Source organism: Halopseudomonas phragmitis (genome assembly GCF_002056295.1).
GTDB classification, from domain to species: domain Bacteria; phylum Pseudomonadota; class Gammaproteobacteria; order Pseudomonadales; family Pseudomonadaceae; genus Halopseudomonas; species Halopseudomonas phragmitis.
In genome coordinates, this window is the sequence record NZ_CP020100.1 from 404,144 (window position 1) to 426,425 (window position 22,282).

The window sequence follows — 22,282 nt, forward strand, 5'->3', positions numbered from 1 at the left end:
GCAATCATGAAAATCATGCCCTGCCCGCTCAACGGGCCGCGCAACATCAGCGAATTCACCTATGGCGGCGAATTCAAACTCATGCCCGACCCCAACACCTGCTCGGATGCCGAATGGGCCGACTATGTGTTCAACAGCAACAACCTCGCCGGAGTAGTCACCGAGTGGTGGATGCACACGGCCAGCAGCTACTGGTTTCTGGCCGAGCGTCACACCGTTACTGACCAGATTATTCGTACCTACGACCCCAGCGAGCGCTTCAGCCAACGGGTCGAATTCAACCTGCCGGCCAGCCGTGAAGAGGAAGTCAGCGCATGAACAGCCCTGAGCGCCTGCCCGCCCCGATGGGCCTGCTGATCGATCGCAGCAAGCCTATGCCGTTTCGTTTTGATGGCCGCGACTACCAGGGTCTGGCCGGTGACAGCATCGCCAGCGCACTGCTCGCCAACGGCCAGTGGCTGCTGTCACGCTCGTTCAAGTACCACCGCCCCCGCGGGCCGCTGACCCTGGCTGGCGAAGATGCCAATACACTGGTGCAACTGGCCCAGCAACCCAATGCGCTGGCCGACCGCCAGAGTCTTAGCGAAGGCCTGGAGGTCTGGGCCCAGAACGTCAGCGGCTCACTGACGCGTGACCGCGACGCCTACCTGGGCAAATTCTCACGCTTCATGCCGGTCGGCTTCTATTACCGCAGTTTCTACAAGCCCAAGGGCGTGTGGAAATACTGGGAGCCCTTGATCCGCAAGAAAGCCGGGCTCGGTGTGCTGGATCTCGACGCCCGTGGCGGTTATCACGACAAGGCCTTTGTGTTTACCGACGTCGCGGTGATTGGCGCAGGCCCTGCCGGCTTGCAGGCAGCCCTGAGTGCCGCCGACGCCGGCGCCCAGGTATTGCTGGTCGAGCAGCAAGCCTACCTGGGCGGAGCTCTGGCCTGGAGCCGCTTCGCTGCCGACGCTGGCGCGGCGGATCGGCTGCGGCGCAACCTGATCGACAGGGTCGAGCAGCACCCCAATATCCGGGTCATGACCGACGCGACCTGCAACGCCTGGTTCAGCGACAACTTCCTGCCGGTGATCCAGCGGCAACGGCTGTACAAGGTCCGGGCCAAACAGTGCATTCTCGCCAGCGGCGCTTTTGATCAGCCGGTGGTGTTTCACAACAACGACCTGCCCGGCATCCTGCTGACCAGCGCCGTCCAGCGGCTGATGAAGCTCTATGCAGTCAAACCCGGGAAACGGGCCGTGGTATTGACCGGCAATGATCACGGCTACCTGGCCGCCCTCGACCTGCATCAGCAAGGCGTTGAGGTCGCCGCACTGGTTGATCTGCGTGCACAGCCGCACGACCCGCTGCTGTTGACCCAGGTGCAAACCTGCGGCATTGCCTGCCACCTGGGCAGTACCGTGTACGCGGCCCGCACCGGGCGCAGCGGCCTGCACCTGGGCGGCGTCGAAATCCGCCGGATCAGCGGGCGGGGTAAGGTCCAGAACGGTGGTACAGAACTGGACTGTGACCTGCTATGCATGTCCTCAGGCTACATGCCGGTCTATCAACTGGCCTGTCAGGCCGGCGCCAGGCTCAGCTACGATGACGCCAGTGCCAGCTTCCGTCTCAGCGGGCTGCCGGACAACCTGCTGCTGGCCGGCTCGGTCAACGGCTGGCAGCAACTCGACAACGTGCTTGCCGACGCCCGCCGCGCCGCGCACCAGGCGCTGCACGGCCTGGCCCTGGAGCCGCAGGATCAGGCGGGCATGCTGCAGCCGGAACCCAGCGCTAATGCCGACTGGCCGCTGTTCGCCCACCCCAAGGGCAAGGAGTTCGTCGACTTCGACGAAGACCTGCAGATCGCCGATATCGTCAACGCCACCCGTCACGGCTACCGCGACGTGCAACTGGTCAAACGTTTCTCCACCGTAGGGATGGGACCCTCTCAGGGGCGCCACTCGGCCCTGCCGACCGCCCGCCTGGTCGCTGCCGCAACCCAGCGCACGGTCAGCGAAACCGGTGTGACCACCGCCCGCCCGCCGTTCGTCGCGGAAAGCCTGGCGCATATCGCCGGACGCGGCTTCGACCCGTATCGCCAGACGCCGATGCATCAGCGCCACCTGCAGGCCGGAGCACAACTGATGCCGGCCGGCAACTGGCAGCGACCGGCCTATTACGGCCCGGCTGATCAACGTGATGCCTGTATCCAGGCCGAAGCCCTGAACGTGCGCAACAACGTTGGGCTGATCGATGTGTCGACTCTTGGCGGGCTGGATCTGCGCGGTCCGGATGCGGCCGAATTACTCAACCGGCTGTATACCTTCGCCTTCGTCAAACAGCCGATAGGTCGCTCGCGCTACGCGCTGATGACCAACGAACAGGGCGTGGTGATCGACGATGGTGTCTGCGCCCGGTTTGCCGAACAGCACTTCTACGTCACCGCCACCACCAGCGGTGTCGAGCGCATCTACCAACAGATGCTCAAGTGGAACGCCCAGTGGCGGCTGAACGTCGATATCACCAACCTGACCACCGCACTGGCCGCAGTCAATCTGGCCGGACCACTGGCGCGTCAGGTACTGGCCAAGCTGTGTACTGACGTTGATCTGTCCGCCGAAGGCTTTCCCTATCTGGGCGTGCGTACCGGTACTGTAGCCGGGGTACCGGCGCGTCTGCTGCGGGTCGGTTTTGTCGGTGAACTGGGTTATGAAATCCATGTTCCGGCGCGCTATGGCGAGTACCTGTGGGATGCCTTGATGCAGGCCGGGGCCGAGTTTGGCATCCGGGCGTTCGGGGTCGAGGCCCAGCGCCTGCTGCGCCTGGAAAAAGGCCATGTGATCATCGGCCAGGACACCGATGGCATGACCCGTATCGACGAGATCGACATGACCTGGGCGATTGCCCGCAAGAAGCCGTTCTTCGTCGGCAAACGCTCAGTGGAAATTCTCGAAGCCCAGCCGCTCAAGCGCAAACTGGTTGGATTCCGCCTGCCGGCAGACTCACCCAGACCGCTGGAAGGTCATCTGGTATTAAACGGCGCACAGATCAGCGGCAACATCACGTCCTGTGAGTACTCGCCCACGCTGAACGCAATCATCGGCATGGCCTATGCCGGTGCCGATCAGGGCAGCCCTGGCCAACACCTGCCGATCCGTGTCGAAGGCGGCCAGATGGTCCATGCCGAGGTAGTCGAGCTGCCGTTCTACGATCCCGAAACCCGTCGCCAGGAGCTGTGATCATGATCAGTCCCACCCAATACCCCACCCGCAGCCCGCTGTATCACTTGCAGGCCAATGCCCAACTGAGCAGGCTGGGCGATAGCCTGACGGTCGCCCGCTACAGCAGCGGTGAAACAGAAGCAGCCAGGCGCTGCGCGCTGGTCGATCTGTGCAATCTGGCCCGGGTCGGCTTTCGGGGCGCAGGCAGCGCCCACTACCTTCAGGCCCAGGGTTTCGAGCTACCCCCGGCCCCCAACCTGGCCCTGCGCCAGACCGACGGTAGTCTGGTGGCGCGTCTGTCGCGCACCGAGTACTTGCTGTTGGGCAGTCTGGGCGACCAGGGTCAACGCCTGCAGCGCCTGGAAAATGGCTGGCAGCAGGACGCCACGGCCAACTACCTGCTGCCCCGTATCGACAGCCATGCCTGGCTGAGGCTGTGCGGGCAGCATTGTGCCGAGGTCATGGCCAAGCTCTGTGCGGTCGACCTGCGCCCTCAGAGCTTCCCGCCACTGGCGGTAGCGCAGACCTCGGCGGCGAGGATCAATGTCATCGTGATCAACGCCGGCACGCCGCTCCAGCCTTGCCTTGAGTTGCTGTGCGACCGCGCCGCTGCCGAATACTTCTGGGGCGCGCTGCTGGATGCCATGGGCGAGTTCGACGGTTGCGCCGTGGGGATAGAAGCCCTGATTTGAGCTGCCGAGATGATGGAGAAAAACGACTATCGGGTACCTTCGTTGCAGCGCGGACTTGAGATTCTGCAACTGTTCCATGCCGGGCAACGCAGTCTGAGCATGAACGCGATGGCCGAAGCGCTGGAGGTTAGCGTGTCGGCGCTGTACCGCATCGTCCAGACCCTTAGCGACATGGGCTATCTGCACAAGATCGGCACCAACAGCTACGAACTGGGGCCGGCGGTGGTCAGTGACGGTTTCCGCTACCTGGCCAGTCGCGATATCGTCGAGGTGGCCATGCCCCACCTCAACCACCTGCGTGATCGCACCTCGCTGTCCTGCCACCTGAGCATCCGCGAACAGACCGACAGCCTGTACCTGTATCGGGCGTTTGCCGGCCAACGCCTGTCGGTCAACATTCCGATCGGCAGTCGCATCGCCTGTCACCGCAGCGCCATGGGCCGGGTCCTGCTGTGTGATTTGACCGATAGCGAACTGGAACAGCTCTACCGCTACTGTCGCCTGGACGACCATCCGCCACCCGGCCCGCGCAGCCTGCCGGAGCTGCGGCATCAGGTAGAGAGCGATCGAGAACGCGGCTGGGTACTGAGCCGCTCCGATTATTCAACGGCAATCGCCTGCGCGATCCGTGACCACCGCCAGCGAATCATTGCCGCAATCAACCTGTCGGGGCCCGAAGCCTTGCTGGAGGACGAGCAGACCCAGGCCAGCTACCGCCAGGAACTGCTGGCCGTGGCCGCACGGATTTCCCGCCAGATGGGTGCGGTTTAACCCGCACCCTCTTGCGCGTTAGTGGTTTCAAGCCAGCCACCACCGAGCGCCCGGAACAGATCGACCTCGCTGCTGAGCAGCGCCAGTTGCTCGCTCAACCACTGCTGGCGGGCATTGAACAGTTCGCGCTGGGCATCGAGCAGAGTCAGATGGCTCTCGACTCCGCCACGATAACGTTGCTCGGCCAGCCGGTAATACTGCTCGTTGGCCTCAACCAGCGCCTGACGGGCCTGCAGTTGGGCGCCGTAACCCTCACGTGCCGCCAGTGCATCGGCTACCTCACGGAACGCCTCCTGCAAGGTAGCTTCATACTCGGCCACCCGAGTGTCACGACTGAGCTCGGCATAGTCGAGGTTGGCCTGCAGCCGTCCAGCATTGAAGATCGGCAGCGCGATCGACGGCGCGAAGTTCCAGTAACCCGAGCCACCATCGAACAGCCCGGATAGCTCGTTGCTGGCGGTACCCGCGGCCCCGGTCAAGCGAATGCTCGGAAAGAATGCCGCCCGCGCCGCACCGATACTGGCATTAGCCGCCAGCAGCCGGTGTTCGGCCTGACGCACATCCGGGCGCTGCAGCAATACCTCGGAAGACAGGTCGGCCGGCAACGCCGGCAGCGCCACCGCCTCCAGAGTGCGCGATTCCAATGGTGCCAGCGCCTGCTCCTGGCCAACCAGGCGCGCCAGGGCATTGCGATCCTGGGCCACCAGCCGCTGATACTGGGCCACCGCAGCCCGGGCAGATTCCAGCGCTGCTCGTGACTGCGCCAGTTCCAGTGTCGAAGCAATCCCTTCACGCTGACTCAAGGTGATCAGGTCATAACTCTGCTGATAATTGGCCATGGTTTCCTCGGCCAGTTGCAACAGGTTCTGATCCGCCTGCCAGGTCAGGTAGGCCCTCGCTACACTGGCCACCAGGGCCGTATGCACTCCGCGCCGGGCCTGTTCAGTAGCCAGATACTCTTCCAACGCCTGCTCCGACAGGCTGGCGATCCGGCCGAACAGATCCAGCTCCCAGGCCACATCCAGGGTGGCGCTGTATTGACTGCTGATCATGGCCTGGTCGCCGGCGCTGAGACTGGCCGGCAGCCGGGTCCGGGCACCGCTGCCGGAGGCCGACAGCTCCGGCAAGCGCTCAGCCCGCTGGACCCGGTACAGAGCCCGATAGGCCTCGACATTCAGCGCCGCCACCCGCAAGTCACGATTGTGTTCCAGCGCACTGGCGATCAGGGTCTGCAACTGCGGATCCTGGAAGTAGTCACGCCAGCCAGCCAGGCTCAACTGCGCCTCACCAGGCAAGTCGTTGGCCGCCTGCCAATCCATCGGTACCGGCGCCGGCGGGCGCTGGTACTCGGGTATCAGTGAACAGCCGGTCAGTCCCAGCATCGCCACCATCATCAACGAAGCCTTGAAGTTCATGGGCGCACCTCCGCAGCCGGTGCATCCGCTTCAGGTTCAGGCTTGCGCGAGAACAGCGAAGAGATCAGCACGAAGAACAGCGGCACCCAGAAGATCACCAGCACCGTAGCCGCAGCCATGCCACCCAGCAGACCGGTACCGATCGAATGTGCACTACCGGCCCCGGCACCGCTGGAAATGGCCAGCGGCAACACCCCCATGCTGAATGCCAGCGAGGTCATGATGATCGGCCGCAAGCGCATCCGGCAGGCCTCGACCGCCGCATCGATCAACGACAGTCCCTGCAAGTGCAAGCTCTTGGCAAACTCGACGATCAGAATCGCGTTACGGGCCGTCAGACCAATGGTGGTCAGCAGACCGACCTGGAAGAACACATCGTTGGACAGTCCGCGACCCATGGTCGCCAGCACCGCGCCGATGATCCCCAGCGGCACCACCAGCATCACGGCCAGCGGAATCGACCAGCTTTCATACAGCGCCGCCAGACACAGGAACACGATGATCAGTGACAGGGCATAAAGTGCCGGCGCCTGGTTGCCGGACAGCCGCTCTTCATAGGACAGCCCGGTCCAGGAGTAACCCACCCCCGGTGGCAACTGGGCGGCAATCTCCTCGACTGCCCGCATAGCATCCCCCGAGCTGTAGCCCGGCGCCGCTTCACCCAGGATCTCGACCGCCGACACACCGTTGTAACGCGCCAGCTTCGGCGGTCCATAGGTCCATTCGCCCGAGCTGAAGGCGCTGAACGGCACCATATCGCCGGCGGCATTGCGCACATACCACTGATTGAAGTCTTCCGGGTTCATCCGCGAGCTGGCTTCGCCTTGCAAGTAGACCCGCTTGACCCGGCCACGGTCGATAAAGTCGTTGACATACCCCGAGCCCCAGGCAATCGACAGCGTACTGTTGATATCTGTCAGCGACACGCCGAGCACCCGGGCCTTTTCATCATCGATCGTCAGTTGATATTGCGGCTCGTCATCCAGGCCGTTGGGGCGCACCGCCATCAGCATCGGATGTTCATTGGCCATACCGAGGAACTGGTTGCGGGCCTGCATCAGTACTTCATGTCCAACTCCGGCGTTATCCTGCAGGAACAGGTTGAAGCCAGTAGCGTTACCCAGTTCCATCACCGCCGGCGGGGCGAAGGCGAACACCTGGGCATCCAGCAATTCGCCAAATTTCTCCTGGGCCCGGCCCGCCAGGGCGAACACGCTTTGCTCCGGCCGAGTACGCTCTTCCCAGGGCTTGAGCATGATGAAGGCGATACCCGAGTTCTGGCCGCGGCCGGCAAAGTTGAAGCCGCTAACGGTGAACACCGAACTGACGATGTCGCTCTCGTCTTCCAGCAGGTAACGGCGCACTTCGTCGATACTGGCCTGGGTCCGCTCGGTGGTCGAACCCACCGGGGCAGTGATCTGGGCAAACAGCACGCCCTGATCCTCATCCGGCAGGAAGGCGGTGGGCAGACGCAGGAACAGGAACACCATGATCACCCCGATCAGCAGATACAGCGCCAGGTAGGGCGTCTTGTTGCGCAGAATACCGGCTACGCTGCGCTGATAGCTGTCCACACCGCGATTGAAGGTCCGGTTGAACCAGCCGAAGAACCCACGCTTTTCATGGTGATGCCCGGCCTTGACCGGCTTGAGCAGGGTGGCACACAGCGCCGGGGTAAAGATCAACGCCACCAGTACCGACAGCACCATGGCCGAGACGATAGTGATCGAGAACTGCCGGTAGATGACCCCGGTCGAACCGCCAAAGAACGCCATCGGAATAAACACCGCCGACAGCACCATGCCGATACCGACCAACGCGCCCTGGATCTGGCCCATCGACTTGCGGGTTGCCTCACGCGGCGGCAGGCCTTCTTCGCTCATCACCCGTTCGACGTTCTCCACCACCACGATCGCATCGTCCACCAGCAAACCAATAGCCAGCACCATGGCGAACATGGTCAGCACGTTGATGCTGAAACCGAAGGCCGACATGACACCGAAGGTGCCCAGAATAACCACCGGGATTGCCAGGGTTGGAATCAGGGTGGCGCGCCAGTTCTGCAAGAACAGGAACATCACCAGGAAAACCAGCACTACGGCCTCAATCAGGGTATGCACCACGTTGGTGATCGACGCCGAAACCACCGGCGCAGTCTCGTACGGATAGACCACATCGACCCCGTCGGGAAAGAACGGCCTGAGCCGTTCAACGGTATCCTTGACCGCCTTGGTGGTATCCAGCGCATTGGCGCCGGTGGCCAGATTGATGGCGATCCCCGTGGCTGGCTGACCATTGTACTGAGCATTGGTACTGGCGTTCTGGGCGCCCAGCTCAACCCGGGCGACATCACCCAGGCGTACCTGGGAACCATCGCGGTTGACCTTGAGCAGAATGTCGCGGAACTGCTCGGGGGTCTGCAGACGAGTTTTGCCGATGATGGTCGCGGTCAGTTGCTGTTCTTCGACCGAGGGCATGCCGCCCAATTGACCGGAAGCAATCTGAACGTTCTGCTCCTGAATCGCGCTGCGTACATCACTGGGGGTCAGACTGAAATTGTTCAGCCGTGCCGGGTCCAGCCAGATCCGCATGGCATAGGGCGCGCCAAAGACCTGAAAGTCGCCAACCCCGGGGGTACGCGACAGCGGGTCCTGCAGGTTGGACGTGATGTAGTCGGCCAGGTCCGGACCAGTCAGGCTGCCGTCGGTGGACACCAGGCCAATCACCATCAGGAAGTTGACCGTGGACTTGGTGACCCTGATCCCCTGCTGCTGTACTTCCTGGGGCAGCATTGGAGTCGCCAGTTGCAGCTTGTTCTGCACCTGAACCTGGGCGATATCCGGGTCGATCCCTTGCTCGAAGGTCAGGGTGATGCTCATGCTGCCGTCGGCATTGGTCGACGAGGACATGTAACGCAAGCCATCGATACCGTTCATCTGCTGTTCGATGACCTGAACCACTGTGTCCTGCACGGTCTGGGCTGAGGCCCCAGGATAGCTTACGGAAATCCCTACGGCCGGAGCGGCGATGCTGGGGTACTGGTTGACCGGCAGACTAAGTACTGACAACCCGCCAGCCAGCATGATCACCAAGGCGATCACCCAGGCGAAAATAGGTCGATCAATAAAAAATTTCGACATGCGTCAGATTCCTTTTCAGCCTTCTACCGGCTCGGCGCCGGGAAGGCTGGCGGTTTTGACATTGCTGGCCGGCACCACTTCAACCTCGTCACCGGCACGGATAAACTGCAGTCCTTCGGTGATCAACTGGTCTCCGGCTTGCAGGCCGGCGCTGACCAGCCAGCGGTCGCCCACAGTGCGCTCGGCGCTCAGTACCCGCTGCTCGACCTGGCCCTGACCGTTGACCACCATGGCCACCGGCTCACCACGCGGGTTACGGGTCACACCTTGCTGCGGCGCCAGGATCGCTTCAGCCTTCTGCCCAGACACCAGTTGCGCCCGCACGAACATACCCGGCAACAACAGCCGCTCCGGGTTGGGGAACACCGCCCGCAGCGTCACCGAACCGGTACTGGCATCCACCGACACTTCGGAGAATTCGAGCTGCCCTGCATGCTCGTACTGACTGCCATCTTCCAGAGTCAGAGTGACCCGCGCGGCATCGTCACCAGCCATCTGCAATTGCCCGGCGTCCATCTCACGGCGCAGATTCAGCATTTCCCGGGCAGAACGCACCACATCGACATAGATCGGATCAATCTGCTGGATGGTCGCCAGCTCATTGGCCTGGCCACTGGTGACCAGAGCACCTTCACTGGCCGCCGAACGGCCGATACGTCCAGAGATTGGCGCCAGCACCCTGGTGTAGCGCAGGTCGATCTCGGCCTGCTTCAACACAGCATCGGCCTGCAGGCTGGCGGCCCGGGCTTCGTCATACTGCTGGCGACTGACCGCCTCCTGCTTGACCAGAGTGGCATAGCGCTCGGCCAGTGAACGGCTCGACAATACCCCGGCGCGAGCGCTCTGCAGGTTGGCTTCGTAGACTGACGGATCGATCTGGTAGAGCTGATCGCCCTCCTTGACCTCGCTGCCCTCAGCAAACAGACGCTTCTGGATAATGCCGCTGACCTGCGGACGTACCTCGGCGACCCGATAGGCCGCGGTACGGCCCGGCAATTCACTGATCAGTTCAAAGGGCTCTGTCTGCAACACCACGACACCGACTTTCGGCTTGGCTTGAGCGGGCACGGCAGTATCTGCGGAGGGCTGGCAGGCGCTGAGCAACAGCGCAGAAACCAGTAAGGGAGCAACTAGAATGCGGCCTGGCATGGCGGGCATGGGGAACCTCTCGTGGGTCGAAGCAGGGAGTGCAAACAGAATAGCTTGGTTTGAATGGCAGCGAGTATACTTACATTCATGAATGTTTGTAAACGGAAATTGCATTGGTTAATATAGCGGCCAGCCCACCCTTGGGTGGCTGTTGATACCCGACTTCCAGAGAGCAGGCCATGGTCCGTAGAACAAAAGAAGAGGCCATGGAAACCCGGTTCAGTATCCTTGATGCGGCTGAGCAGTGTTTCCATGAGAAAGGCATATCCAGCACCACACTGAGCGATGTAGCGAAAGCCGCCGGGGTAACCCGTGGCGCCATCTATTGGCACTTTCAGGACAAGTCGGACCTGCTCGATGCACTGCTCGAACGCATGATCACACCGCTCGACCCACTTGGTGAAACAACCCGCAGCGCTGACGAGCCCGACCCCCTGGGTCGCATGCAGGAGCTGATCAGCCAGATATTCCAGCGCGTGGAAAAGGACCCGTCCAACCGGCGCGTTCATGAAATTCTGTTTCTGCGTTGCGAGCAAAGCCAGCAGAACAATGAACTCTATCGGCGCCTGCAAACCATGTACGAAACCCATCTCGAGCACTGCAGCCTGGCGCTGCTCAATGCGGTAAGCAAAGGCCAGTTACCCAAGACACTGGATATTCCAAGCGCCAGTCTTACCCTCAGCGGATTCATAAGTGGCATCATCTATCACTGGCTGATGACCCCCAACCAGTTGAGTCTGGCCGCACGCGCCGACGCGCTGGCCTGCGCCTGCATCGACATGCTCAGACTCAGCCCGGCACTGCTCACAACTCAGGAAATCCCGGCGCAGTAGTCCTGCTCTTCGGTCGCCGGGGTCAGCCACACATAGTCGGCCTGAGCTTCGTCCGGCAGAGCGCTCCCGGCCTCCACCAGCATCAGCACCCGCGGCGCGGTAGCCCCAGCCCAGTGCAGCGGCACCCCCAGATCTTTGCGTACGTGATAGCCACCAGCCAGGAGCAGAGCCGGGGTCGGTGCCGCCTGCAACACCTCGGCCATACGTTGGTCACGGCCCTGCTGGATCGCCAGCATGGCCGGTACCTGAGTTTCCGGCAGCTTGTGGCAATGCGACTCGCGCATGATCTGCGCCAGCGTCTCACGAGTCTCGCCCCGGTAAACCTCGGACAACGGCTGTGGCTGACGATACAGAGCACTCATCTCATCACGGCCGAGGTTAGCCGCCAACAGACGCTGCGGCACAGCCAACCCCCAGCGCACCAACGGGCCATAGTGCTGCCAGTCCCAGCCAGGGTTCCAGTCCAACGCCTGCACCAGTGCCGCATCCTCCGGCAACATCCGTCCTTGCTGCTCATCAACCGCTGCCTGTTGCTGCGGGCCAAGCATCTCCATTACCAGTGCCCCCTGCGGCCGGCGGGCCTGCAACTGCTCCAGCAGCCAGAGCTGCACGGCATGATGATCTGGATTGTCATGTTTCTCGCCGACCAGCACATACGGAGCCTCCAGTAGCCGCTCCAGCAACTGCCCGGGCGCCAGCCACTCACCCGTCGCGGTATCCAGCACCTGGCCCAGATGCGGATCCTCCAGCCCACGCGGTGCCTGCCAGTCCGGCAGTGCGGCCTGCACCGTGACCGTCAGCAACCACAGGGCAAACACAGTAAACAATGCTTTCATCATCACCTCAGATAATCAGCAACGGGCAGTTCTGCTGCGGATGCGGCTGCACCAGTACCTCGACCCCGAACACCGTGCGAATCCGCTCGGCCTCCAGCACCTCCCAGGGACTGCCCAGCGCCAGCATGCGACCACGATCCAGCAACAGGATACGGTCGGCAAAGCGGGCCGCCAGATTCAGGTCGTGCAAAATCACCAGCACGGCGCCGCCACGCTCGGCAACGCCACGCGCCTGAGCCAGGGTCAGTTGCTGATGGGCCAGATCCAGAGAAGCGGTCGGCTCGTCCAGCAGCAGACAGGCGCCTTCGGTCTCCCAAATCTGGGCCAGCACCCGGGCCAGATGCACGCGCTGGCGCTCGCCGCCAGACAGGGTCAGGTAATTGCGCCCACGCAGATGGGCGACATCAGCCGCCTGCATGGCCTGCTCGATGATCTGCCGATCGCGCTCCAGGCCACTGTGGTGCGGCAGCCGGCCCATGGCGACTACTTCCTCGGCGCTGAATGGAAACGCCAGGGTCGAGGATTGCGGCAACACCGCCAGGGCCTGGGCCCGTTTGCTCGCCGGCCAGTCAGCCAGGGGCCGACCAGCCAGCTCGACCCGGCCAGCAGCGATCGGCAGCTCACCGGTCAAGGTTGCCATCAAGGTGCTTTTGCCCGCCCCGTTGGTACCCAGTACTGCTACTACTTCGCCGGCAGCCAGGGTGAAGTCGATCCCCTCGAGAATCCGACAGCCTCCCCGGGCACAGGCCAGTTGCGAAGCCTTCAACATCACAGCCCTCCCCGGCGCTGAGCGCGCATCAACAGCATCAGGAAGAACGGCGCGCCCAATAGCGCAGTCAGGATCCCAATCGGCAGCTCGGCCGGCGCTACCACCAGCCGGGCCACCACATCGGCCAGCAACAGCAAGCCTCCACCCAGCAACATCGAGGCCGGAATGACCCGCCGATGATCAGCCCCCAGCATCAATCGCACCAGGTGTGGCACCACCAGGCCAACGAAACCGATCAGCCCGGCGGCGGCGACACAGGCCCCGACCCCCAGCGCCGTCAACAGGATCAGTTCACGCTTGACCCGCTCGACATCGACACCCAGATGTCGGGCTTCCGACTCACCCAGCAGCAGCGCATTGAGCGCCTTGGCCTGACGCGGCAAGCGCCACCAGACCAGCGCGCAGCACAGTGCCAGCACCCCTACCCGCTCAAAGTTGGCGCCGCCCAGACTGCCCATGTTCCAGAAAGTCAGAGTCCGCAGCATGGTGTCGTCGGCGATGTAGCTGAGCAACCCAATGAAGGCGCCGCTGATCGCGGCAATCGCGATACCGGCCAGCAGCATGCTGGCCACCGATGTGCCCTGAGCGGTCTGCCCCAGGCGATAGACCAGCAAGGTGGTAATCACCCCGCCAATGAAGGCGCCGCCGACCGTGGCATAGGGCATCCAACTGGCCGGCAGGCTGGCCAGCAGCCAACTGCCAAGCACGATGACCAGTGCCGCACCGAGCGCCGCACCACTGGAAACCCCAATCAATCCCGGATCAGCCAGTGGGTTGCGGAACAACCCCTGCATCACCGCACCGGTCAGGGCCAGGGTCGCGCCCACCAGCAATCCCATCAGAGTCCGTGGCAGGCGAATGTGCTCGATGATCAGCGCGGTCTCCGGCGCAACCTGACTGAGGCCAAGCATACGGCCCAGCGCGCGCACGGTGTCGAGTGGGTGAATCGCCACCGCACCGAGTGCCAGGGACAACAAAAACGCCAACAGCAGCAAAGCTGTCAGCAACAGCATAATGACCGGCCGCAGCCGGTGGGCGGAATCCATGAAACGTCCTTAGTCGACCCGGGCCTGACGACGCGGCTCGACGCTCAGCGCCGCTTGCCGCAATTGCAACAAGGTATCAGCAATGGCCGGACTGAAACCACCCACCATCTGCGCTCCATCCACTCCCAACACCTGACCCAGGCGGCCGGCCGGAGTGGCTCGCAGGGTTGGCTGCAAGGCCAGCAGCCCATCGACACCGCCCGCCATCTCGAGACTCTGCGAGGTAGTCAGCAGCCAGACCGGCGCCAAGCCGATAAAGGCCTCGGCCGACAGCGCCCGATACTGGGAGAACTGGCTGGCCATCGGGTTGTGCATGCCGCCCAGCCGTACCAGGCTGTCACCAGCCGTGCGTGAACCAGCCACCAGCAGGCTGCCGGCCGAGTGGCTGAGCAGAAACAGTGCCTGCGGTTGCGGCTCAGGCACCTGCGGCAAGGATGCCAGTTGCGACTCCAGATCTCGCCGCAAACGCGCGGCCTGAGCTTCGCGATCGAAACGCTGCCCCAGCGCGGTGATATTGGCCAACAGCGTTTCCAGGCTGGGCTCGGCCGACAGCACCAGCACTTCAACCCCGGCCGAGCGCAACTGAGCCAATACTGCCGGCGGGCCCATTTCCTCGCTGCCAATCAGCACATCAGGATTGAGCGAAAGCAGCCCTTCGGCGCTAATCTGCCGTGGATAGCCGATATTCGCCGGCGCCTGATCGCCCAGCAATGGCAGGCTGGTGCTGTCGACCCCGACCAATTGCGGCATCAGCTCCAGCGCCTGAAAAATCGCGGTAATACTGGCGCCGGCACTGATCAGCCGCGGACTCCGGGATTCAGCCAGCAACGGCCAGGCCAACAGCCAGAGGCAGGCCCCCACTAAAATTTTATTCATCGGCAGATTCCATCAACAAACGGGTATCGGTGATGCCCTGGGCACTCAGCCAGGCCAGCAGACGCAACAGGTCATCGGCCATGGCGCTACGCTCGACGGCGATATCCAGCGCCTCAAGCGTTTGCAGCGCTGGCGCCTCACGCAGGCTTGGCCAATCGGGATAACGCTGCTCGGCCAATTGCCAGGCGCCATCGGCAAACAGAGCCAGTTGCTGACGCTGGGCGCTGTCAGCGGCAGCGGGACTAGCGTCCTGGCTGTCCGGTAGTTGCAGCGGCACCTGCAGCAGCGGCGCCTGCGCCGTCAGCAGAAAGAACACCAGAACAATGAAAATCACATCCAGCAAAGGTGTCAGGTCAGCCAACAGGCTGCTCTGGGCTGGTGGCTCGGGCAAGCGGATCATGCGTTCACCAGCTGCGACCCGGACAGCGGACTGGCACCAACCACCGCATCCGGCTCCAGTCCATCCATGGCCAGCATGCAGCGATTGAGCAACTGTTGCAGTCGTTCAACATAGCTGCTGCTCCACAACCCCAAAGCCTGGCCGCCGCCCAGTGCCGGCAACGCAATCAGCAACCCCCAGGCAGTGCTGTACAGCGCTTGGAACAGGCCATCAGCCAACACCCCCGGCGTGACCGGACCGCCATCACCGGCAATCGCCTGAAACATGCCGAGCATGCCCAGCACGGTACCCAATAGCCCAAGCATCGGACTGAGTACCCCGATCAACTGCAGCAAGCGCAAGCGCCGCTGCAGCCGCTGCTGCACATGTACCAGCCAGACGCCCAGCAACTCTTCACGTTGCCCCCTGGGCAGGTGGGAATGTACGCGCAGCAGGCAGACGCCATGCCGCCAACCCAACCGCGCAGCGTCCGGCTCGTTACTGCTGCAATCCCGGCATTGACGCGCCGCCTCACGGCAGTCGCGCTCGCCCAGGCCCGGCATGCCGGCCAGGGTGACCACCCGCTCCAGCAGCAGGGCCAGGGTCAGGATTGAGCACATCAGCAACGGCCAGGCCACTGCGCCCTGGGCCAGGAACCAGCTCGGCAATTCAAGCGGCCACATGGCTTTCCACCAGTTCGCGCCAGGCTGACAGTTCCGGTTTGCCCGGCTTGCGCGCACCAAACAGCTGCACGATCAACTCACCCTGGCTGTCGTAGGCCTCCAGCGAACTCACTATGCCGTCCGCCGTCGGCTTGCGAACCCGCCACAACTCGCTGATGGCACCATCGCGCAGGTGCAGGTTGAAGGCCGGATCCAGCACGTTGAACCACTCGCCGGTGCGCACCAGACGCTTGACCGGGCCGGTATGGATCTGGATACAGCCCGGGTTGCCGACGAACACCATGATTTCCAGACCGGTTTCGGCCGCCCGTTCCAGACTCTCGACCAGTGCGCCTGGCGCCAGCCGTTCAGCCCACTCGCTGCCAGCCAGGCGCAGAGCTTGAGTCCGGGTAAGCTGGTGCTTGCGCAGCATGGCGAAGAAATGATGGGTGTCCTTGAGCGCAGCCCAGTCACTGGCCAGCGCTGGCTGGTCGACCTCAGCGTCGGCGCGCGGCAACTGCGGCAGCGGCCGCTGTTCAATAGCCAGCGCCTCGGTACTGTCATCACGCAACTGCTCGGTCAGACGCACCCAGCCCAGCAGGTCGGAGGCATCGGTCAGGTAGATCTTGTGCACAGCCTGACCGTACCTGTCGAACACCTGCAGGCTGCGCCGCCACTTGCCGTCGGCCAGCGGCTCACTGACCGCGAACAGGCTGCTCCAATCGGTCATGAACAGACGCAGATCGATGTCCGGATTGACCACCAGGCCCATCTGGCCGTTGCGGCTGAGATTAATGTTGTCGTAGCGCCCGTGGCGCTCATGTACGCAGTAATCATTACGAGTCAGGGCCATCAACTCGCCCATACCCGGCAAGGCCTCCATCAGCGCCGTCCAATCGGGCTTGAGGCGTACCACCCGCTCGCCTTGCGAGGCATACAGCAGCTCAGCCTCACTGACATTCAGATGGACCGCCGCCTCACGAATGCGCAGGCGCGGCTGGCTTTCGCGCAGTTGCTGCCAGGCATCAAGCAGGTCTTGTCCGGCGAAGGCCGGTGTTGCCTGTTGCGTCATCATGTTCATTTTCTTCCCCTTGAAACGTGCGCCAGCCGACATGGCTAGCGCAATGCAAACTGCACTGGAATCCGCACCCGGGTGGCTACCGGCCGCCCATTGCGCTGCTCCGGAACGAAGCGCCACTGGCGGGCTACCTCAAGTGCAGCCTTGTCCAACAATTCAAATCCAGATGAGCGCAACAGCACCGGCTCGGCACTACGCCCCTCAGGTCCGACCTCGATCTCCAGCCAGACCTCACCCTGCCAGCCCCGGCGCCGGGCCAGTGCCGGGTAGGTCGGGCGGGCCGGAGGCTCGGCATAGCGCGGCGACTGGGTAATCACCGGCTCGCTCTGCGCGGGCTCGACTCGCGCCGGCGGATTTGCCGCGGCCGGCGCAGGCGCCGATGGCGCACTGGCGACTGCCGATGCCTGCGGTGGCGCTGCTGGCTCGGCCCGAGCCACCGGCGACGTGGCCACCGGGTCTGGTGGCTTGGTTGCTGGCTTGGGCGGGCTCGGCGGCGTGGCCACTCGCGCCGGCTCAACTGGTGCAGGCTCAAGCCTGGTCTCAGGTTCAGGAGCCGGTCGGGGTTGCTGAGCAAGCCCCAGACTCAGCACTGTGGGCGCCGGAGCCGGCAGCGCCGACAACCCCGACTCTCGACTGCCGAGCAACCACAGGCCATGCACCAACAGCGACACCAGCACCCAGACGCCCCAGTGCCTCAGTACCCGGCCATACGTTAGGCTCATCTCTCTACCAAATAATAATCATTTGCATTTAGATAAAGATTATTATTCAATTCTGACCGTTTTGCCAACCCCCATAACATCTGCAAGCGACAACAAGGAGTACGCCATGCCCCCCTATCCGCACAAACCGCTGGCTCGCCAACTTTGGGCCCTGCTGGCTTTGCCCCTGTGCCTGCCAGCTCTGGCTGACACCCCGACCCCAAGCGCGGCACGCCAGTTCGACACCATGACCGTCACCGCCACCCGCCAGGAAGAGCGCCTGGGCGACGTAGCCGGCAGCGTCAGCGTGGTCGACCAGCAACAGATCGATCGGGAGAACATCAAGGACATTCAGGGCTTGGTGCGCTTTGAACCAGGCGTCTCGGTCAGCGGTACCGGTAGTCGCTTCGGCCTGTCCGGCTTCAGCATTCGCGGGATCGGCGGCAACCGGGTCCTGACCCAGGTCGATGGCATTGGGGTGCCGGACGCCTTCGACTTCGGCGGCTTCCTCAGTGCCCGACGCAACTATGTGGATCTGGATACGGTCAAGCGGGTGGAAATCATTCGCGGCCCGGCTTCCTCGCTCTATGGCAGCGATGCCATTGGTGGTGCCGTCAGCTTCCTGACCAAGGACGCCGGCGACTACCTGAGCGCAGGGGATGACAGCTATGGCCGGCTCAAGACGGGCTACGACAGCTCCGACAGCAGTTGGCTGCGCAGCGCCACCCTGGCTGGACGCCGTGGACAGTGGGACGCCTTGCTGCATCTGGGCCGACGCACCGGCGATGAGACAGCTACCTACGGCGGCCGCGGCGGCATTGGCAGCGAACGGGAAAAGGCCAACCCGGTCGACTACACCACCGACAACCTGCTGAGCAAACTGGGCTGGGATTACGGCGAGAACGGTCGCTTGCAACTAACCTACGAAAAATTCCGCGACACCACCGACACCCGGGTACTCAGCGAGTACAGCGACACCGCCACCATTCGCAGCTCGGACGCCAGGGACCGGGTTGATCGTGAACGCTTCAGCCTGCAGCACAACCTGGATCTGGGCCTGGGCTTTGCCGACCGCCTGAGCTGGCAGCTCAGTCATCAGGACAGCCAGACCCGCCAACAGACCTTCCAGGACCGGGTGGTCGGCGGCCAGCCCACCTTCCGCAGCCGCGACTCCTATTACGAAGAAAAGCTCTGGGCCTTCAACACCCAGCTTGAACGAGACTTCACCTGGGCCGATAGCAACCACCGGCTGATCTACGGCGCCGATCTCAAACGTCTGAAGAGCGCCGATCTGCGCAAGGGCCAGGAAACCGTGCTGGCGACCGGCATCAGCACCCCGATCGCACCGACCAGCGACTTCCCCGATCCAACCGTCTGGGAATACGCCCTGTTCGCCCAGGACACCATCAGCCTCGGTCGCTGGACCCTGACCCCTGGGGTGCGTTACGACCGCTACGAGATGAAGCCGCACGTCACCCAGCAGTATCTCAACAGCGCCGCCACTGACCCCAACCCGCCGCGCTACAAGGACTCGGCACTGTCACCCAAGTTAGGCATCATCTACGCCGTGGATGACGCCCACAGCGTCTATGCCCAGTACGCCGCCGGGTTCCGCGCCCCGCAACCGGTGAACATCTTCGGCGAGTTCGAAAACCCGGGCATGTACCGCACTATCGCCAACCCCAAGCTCAAGGCCGAAACCAGCGACAGCTATGAACTGGGGCTGCGCGGGGAGTACGCCCAGGGCAGCTTCGGCCTGGCACTGTTCTACAACCGTTACGACGACTTCATCGAACAGGTACGCCGCGACTCCAGTGTCCCCGGCTTCCCGTTCGGCGAATTCCAGTACGTCAACCTCGACAAGGTCACCATCTACGGCGCCGAGGCACGCGGCGAGCTGTACCTGGACCATCTTGGCCTGCCGCTTGGCAGCCGCACACGCGCCAGCATGGCCTGGGCCCGTGGCAAGGATGATTCCAGTGGTCAGCCGCTCAACAGCATCGATCCACTCAAGGCGGTGGTCGGGCTCGGTTACGATGAACCCAATGGCCGTTACGGCGCCGAGCTGATCCTCACTGCCGTCGCCGCCAAGTCGCGGATCGACGAAACCCAAACCAACGGCAATCCGTTCAAAACCCAGGGCTACGGCCTGCTGGATCTGATCGGCTATTGGCAGGTAACCGACGCCGTCGCCGTCAACGCCGGGGTCTACAACCTGACCGACAAGCAATACTGGCACTGGAGCGATGTGCGCAGTCTGTCTGACAGCACACCCGGCCTGGCTCGCTACACCCAGCCGGGTCGGCATGCCGCAGTCAACCTGATCTGGGAGTTCTAAGGGCTAGCCAGGTGCTGGGGTGGCAGGGATAATTGGCGCATGACCAATAATGCCCACGCCCCTGCCACCCCGCTGTGCCACCTGGACCAGTTACCCGACCCGGGTAGCAAGGGCCTGATGCATGAGGGTCAGGCCCTGTTCGCAGTGCGCCAGGGCCAGCAGGTGTTCGTTTACGAAAACCGCTGCCCACACCGCGGCATCCCACTGGAATGGACTCCGGACAGTTTTCTCGACCACTCCGGCCGACTGATCCAGTGCGCCACCCATGGCGCGCTGTTTCTGCCGGAAACCGGCGAATGTGTCGCTGGCCCCTGCAGCGGCCAGTTTCTGCGCCAGTTGCCGTGCCGTATCAACGGTGGGCAGGTATGGCTGATCGAAGCAAACACCGATTAGTAGCTTAAAGCTCAACCGGCAGAGCTCCCGCCACGCGCAGGCCTTCCGGACCTGGGATCACTGACCAGGCCACAACTTCGACACCCGCCTGCACCGCCTCACGCAGCAACTGCCCATAAACCGGATCGATCTCATCGGCCGGCCGCACCCGCTCAATGCCTGAGTGCATGACGCAGAACAGCAGACAGGCCCGGCGACCACTGGCCAGCACCTCAACCAGCTCACTCAGGTGTTTCTGCCCACGCAGACTGACGGCATCGGGAAAGGCACCCACGCCCTCGCCGACTGCCAGGGTCACGCTTTTGACCTCAACCACGCACTCACCCGCCCCGCTCAACAGAAAGTCGAAACGACTGTTGCTGCCGGGCAAGCGCACCTCCCGGCGCCACTGCGGATAATCGGCCAGCGGTGTGATCAGCCCGGCCTGCAAGCCAGCTTCGATCACTTTGTTAGCCCGGGCACTGTGAATGCAGGCCAGTACTCCTGGCGCGGTTTCCACCAGTTCCCAGGTGCCCGGTAACTTGCGCCCTGGACGCGGCTGCACGCTGCCCCAGATTCGGCTGCCCGGCTCACCACAATTGAGCATGGAGCCGGTATTGGGGCAGTGCAGGGTCAGCTCACGCCCGTCGTCAAGGCGCACATCAGCAAAAAACCGCTTGTACCGGCGCAACAGCACCCCGCCCAGCAGCGGCGGATCGAACGCAATCAGCATCCCGGCCAGTTCCCGAGCCCGCGCGCCAGCCGCTCCACCGCCTGCTCCAGCCGCGCCACCGAGGTGGTATAGGCAAAGCGCACATGCTCACTGGCACGATACTGACCAAAATCCAGACCTGGGGTGATCGCCAGATGCTCGGTTTCGATCAGATGCCGGCACAGGGCATCACTGTCGCCACCCAGCCGGCGCATATCGGCATACAGATAGAAGGCCCCGTCCGGGGTCAGTGGAATATCAAAGCCCAACTCACGCAGGGCCGGCAGCAGGAAGTCGCGGCGCTGGCGAAAAGCTTCACGGCGCTGCTCGCAGATGGTCAGACTGTCTTCGCCAAAGGCCGCCAAGGCGGCTTGCTGGGCCATGTGCGGCGCACAGATATAGAGGTTCTGCGCCAGCTTTTCCAACTCCGGCACCGCGGCCTCCGGCGCCACCAGCCAGCCCAGCCGCCAACCGGTCATGCCGAAATATTTGGAGAAACTGTTGAGCACAAAGGCGTCATCGGCTACTTCAAGCACCGAACTGGCCTCGCAGCCATAGGTCAGACCGTGATAGATCTCATCGACAATCAGGGTCCCACCCAGCCGTCTGGTGGTCTGCGCCAACGCCGCCAACTGCGCGCGGCTGAGCAGGGTGCCAGTCGGGTTGGCTGGAGATGCAGCCAGAACCGCCCGACAATCAGCATCCCAATGTTGCTCAACCAGTTCCGGAGTCAGTTGGTAAGCGGTTTGCGGGCCGGTCGGAATCAACCGCGCACGGCCCTCGACCAGACGCAGGAAATGCCGGTTGCAAGGATAGGCCGGATCGGCCATCAGCACCTGCTGACCCGGTTCGACCAGCAGCGCACTGACCAACAGCAAAGCAGCCGAGCCACCTGGAGTAATGATCACCCGGCGCGGGTCCAGATCGATACCGTGACGCCGGGCATACAGCCCAGCCACGGCTTCACGCAGCGCCGGCAAGCCCAGCGCCGGGGTGTAGCCGGTATGCCCAGCGGCCAGCGCATTCTGGCCGGCACGGATAATCGGCTCCGGGGTAGTAAAGTCCGGCTCGCCGATTTCCATGTGGATCACGTCGCAGCCCTGAGCCTCCAAATACTTGGCCCGGGCCAGCACCGCCATCACATGAAATGGCTGAATATCCTGGACCCGCCGCGCCCAGTTATGCTGCTGCATGTTGTTCTCCGCCATCAGACAGGGTAAAACCCGAATGATACCCGCCACGCACCAGTCAAACCATCTGGCGGCAAACAGTAGCGCGGGGGCACAGGTTCTGGTAGCTTTGCCCGCTTG

19 protein-coding genes and 2 pseudogenes are annotated in these 22,282 nt (G+C 63.1%); 8 read left to right on the top strand and 13 right to left on the bottom strand.

The window, feature by feature from the left end; genetic code table 11:
- The first annotated feature begins 6 nt into the window (after positions 1-6).
- From BVH74_RS01845 to BVH74_RS01860, 5 genes and pseudogenes are all read left to right on the top strand, one after another.
- Positions 7-318, top strand: a complete 312-nt coding sequence (locus tag BVH74_RS01845; protein ID WP_080048437.1) for a sarcosine oxidase subunit delta — start codon at positions 7-9, stop codon at positions 316-318.
- Positions 315-1,704: pseudogene (locus BVH74_RS19120) on the top strand (2Fe-2S iron-sulfur cluster-binding protein); the annotation flags it as partial. The gene BVH74_RS01845 and the pseudogene BVH74_RS19120, both read left to right, overlap by 4 nt.
- A 71-nt stretch (positions 1,705-1,775) precedes the next feature.
- Positions 1,776-3,221, top strand: a pseudogene (locus BVH74_RS19125) (glycine cleavage T C-terminal barrel domain-containing protein); the annotation flags it as partial.
- The gene (locus tag BVH74_RS01855; RefSeq protein WP_373279472.1) at positions 3,218-3,895 is read left to right on the top strand and encodes a sarcosine oxidase subunit gamma; all 678 of its coding nucleotides are present in this window, start codon (positions 3,218-3,220) and stop codon (positions 3,893-3,895) included. The pseudogene BVH74_RS19125 and the gene BVH74_RS01855, both read left to right, overlap by 4 nt.
- 12 nt (positions 3,896-3,907) lie before the next feature.
- The gene (locus tag BVH74_RS01860; RefSeq protein ID WP_080051584.1) at positions 3,908-4,666 is read left to right on the top strand and encodes an IclR family transcriptional regulator; all 759 of its coding nucleotides are present in this window, start codon (positions 3,908-3,910) and stop codon (positions 4,664-4,666) included.
- Here BVH74_RS01860 and BVH74_RS01865 read toward each other — a convergent pair.
- From BVH74_RS01865 to BVH74_RS01875, 3 genes are read right to left on the bottom strand one after another with little or no spacing between them, the layout of a single operon-like run.
- The gene (locus BVH74_RS01865; RefSeq protein WP_080048440.1) at positions 4,663-6,081 is read right to left on the bottom strand and encodes an efflux transporter outer membrane subunit; all 1,419 of its coding nucleotides are present in this window, start codon (positions 6,079-6,081) and stop codon (positions 4,663-4,665) included. The genes BVH74_RS01860 and BVH74_RS01865 overlap by 4 nt on opposite strands.
- Complete coding sequence (locus tag BVH74_RS01870) at positions 6,078-9,221, bottom strand: efflux RND transporter permease subunit (protein ID WP_080048441.1); 3,144 nt, start codon at positions 9,219-9,221, stop codon at positions 6,078-6,080. Before BVH74_RS01870 ends, BVH74_RS01865 begins: the two co-directional genes overlap by 4 nt.
- 15 nt (positions 9,222-9,236) lie before the next feature.
- Positions 9,237-10,379, bottom strand: a complete 1,143-nt coding sequence (locus BVH74_RS01875) for an efflux RND transporter periplasmic adaptor subunit (RefSeq protein ID WP_155121683.1) — start codon at positions 10,377-10,379, stop codon at positions 9,237-9,239.
- A 170-nt stretch (positions 10,380-10,549) separates the two neighbouring features.
- Here BVH74_RS01875 and BVH74_RS01880 point away from each other — a divergent pair, with 170 nt between their 5' ends.
- Positions 10,550-11,203 (top strand): TetR family transcriptional regulator, encoded by a 654-nt coding sequence (locus BVH74_RS01880; protein ID WP_080048442.1) that lies wholly within the window; start codon positions 10,550-10,552, stop codon positions 11,201-11,203.
- Here the strand turns inward: BVH74_RS01880 and BVH74_RS01885 are convergent.
- From BVH74_RS01885 to BVH74_RS01920, 8 genes are read right to left on the bottom strand one after another with little or no spacing between them, the layout of a single operon-like run.
- Positions 11,182-12,042 carry a ChaN family lipoprotein gene (locus tag BVH74_RS01885; RefSeq protein ID WP_080048443.1) on the bottom strand — a complete coding sequence of 287 codons (861 nt, stop codon included), beginning with the start codon at positions 12,040-12,042 and terminating at the stop codon, positions 11,182-11,184. The two genes, BVH74_RS01880 and BVH74_RS01885, sit on opposite strands and share 22 nt — an antisense overlap.
- A gap of 4 nt (positions 12,043-12,046) precedes the next feature.
- The gene (locus BVH74_RS01890) at positions 12,047-12,808 is read right to left on the bottom strand and encodes a heme ABC transporter ATP-binding protein (protein ID WP_080048444.1); all 762 of its coding nucleotides are present in this window, start codon (positions 12,806-12,808) and stop codon (positions 12,047-12,049) included.
- A complete protein-coding gene (locus BVH74_RS01895) occupies positions 12,808-13,854 on the bottom strand; it encodes a FecCD family ABC transporter permease (protein ID WP_080048445.1) in 1,047 nt (348 codons plus the stop codon). Before BVH74_RS01895 ends, BVH74_RS01890 begins: the two co-directional genes overlap by 1 nt.
- Positions 13,855-13,863: 9 nt before the next feature.
- Positions 13,864-14,730 (bottom strand): heme/hemin ABC transporter substrate-binding protein, encoded by an 867-nt coding sequence (locus tag BVH74_RS01900; protein WP_080048446.1) that lies wholly within the window; start codon positions 14,728-14,730, stop codon positions 13,864-13,866.
- Complete coding sequence (locus tag BVH74_RS01905; RefSeq protein ID WP_080048447.1) at positions 14,723-15,130, bottom strand: ExbD/TolR family protein; 408 nt, start codon at positions 15,128-15,130, stop codon at positions 14,723-14,725. Before BVH74_RS01905 ends, BVH74_RS01900 begins: the two co-directional genes overlap by 8 nt.
- Positions 15,127-15,792 carry a MotA/TolQ/ExbB proton channel family protein gene (locus BVH74_RS01910; RefSeq protein WP_080048448.1) on the bottom strand — a complete coding sequence of 222 codons (666 nt, stop codon included), beginning with the start codon at positions 15,790-15,792 and terminating at the stop codon, positions 15,127-15,129. Before BVH74_RS01910 ends, BVH74_RS01905 begins: the two co-directional genes overlap by 4 nt.
- Positions 15,779-16,852 (bottom strand): hemin-degrading factor, encoded by a 1,074-nt coding sequence (locus BVH74_RS01915; protein WP_080051586.1) that lies wholly within the window; start codon positions 16,850-16,852, stop codon positions 15,779-15,781. The genes BVH74_RS01910 and BVH74_RS01915 overlap by 14 nt, the downstream gene beginning before the upstream one ends.
- Before the next feature lie 35 nt (positions 16,853-16,887).
- The gene (locus BVH74_RS01920; protein ID WP_080048449.1) at positions 16,888-17,571 is read right to left on the bottom strand and encodes an energy transducer TonB; all 684 of its coding nucleotides are present in this window, start codon (positions 17,569-17,571) and stop codon (positions 16,888-16,890) included.
- Between the two features lie 106 nt (positions 17,572-17,677).
- On the opposite strand from BVH74_RS01920, the gene BVH74_RS01925 reads away from it, so the two are divergent.
- Complete coding sequence (locus tag BVH74_RS01925) at positions 17,678-19,888, top strand: TonB-dependent hemoglobin/transferrin/lactoferrin family receptor (protein WP_080048450.1); 2,211 nt, start codon at positions 17,678-17,680, stop codon at positions 19,886-19,888.
- 39 nt (positions 19,889-19,927) lie between these two features.
- Positions 19,928-20,281: a Rieske (2Fe-2S) protein gene (locus BVH74_RS01930; RefSeq protein ID WP_080048451.1), complete on the top strand. Its 354-nt coding sequence runs from the start codon at positions 19,928-19,930 to the stop codon at positions 20,279-20,281.
- A gap of 4 nt (positions 20,282-20,285) precedes the next feature.
- On the opposite strand, the gene sfsA is transcribed toward BVH74_RS01930, so the two are convergent.
- Together sfsA and BVH74_RS01940 are read right to left on the bottom strand one after the other, a co-directional pair.
- Positions 20,286-20,987: a DNA/RNA nuclease SfsA gene (sfsA, locus tag BVH74_RS01935; protein ID WP_080051587.1), complete on the bottom strand. Its 702-nt coding sequence runs from the start codon at positions 20,985-20,987 to the stop codon at positions 20,286-20,288.
- A complete protein-coding gene (locus BVH74_RS01940) occupies positions 20,987-22,165 on the bottom strand; it encodes a pyridoxal phosphate-dependent aminotransferase (RefSeq protein ID WP_080048452.1) in 1,179 nt (392 codons plus the stop codon). The genes sfsA and BVH74_RS01940 overlap by 1 nt, the downstream gene beginning before the upstream one ends.
- Positions 22,166-22,282 lie beyond the last annotated feature (117 nt).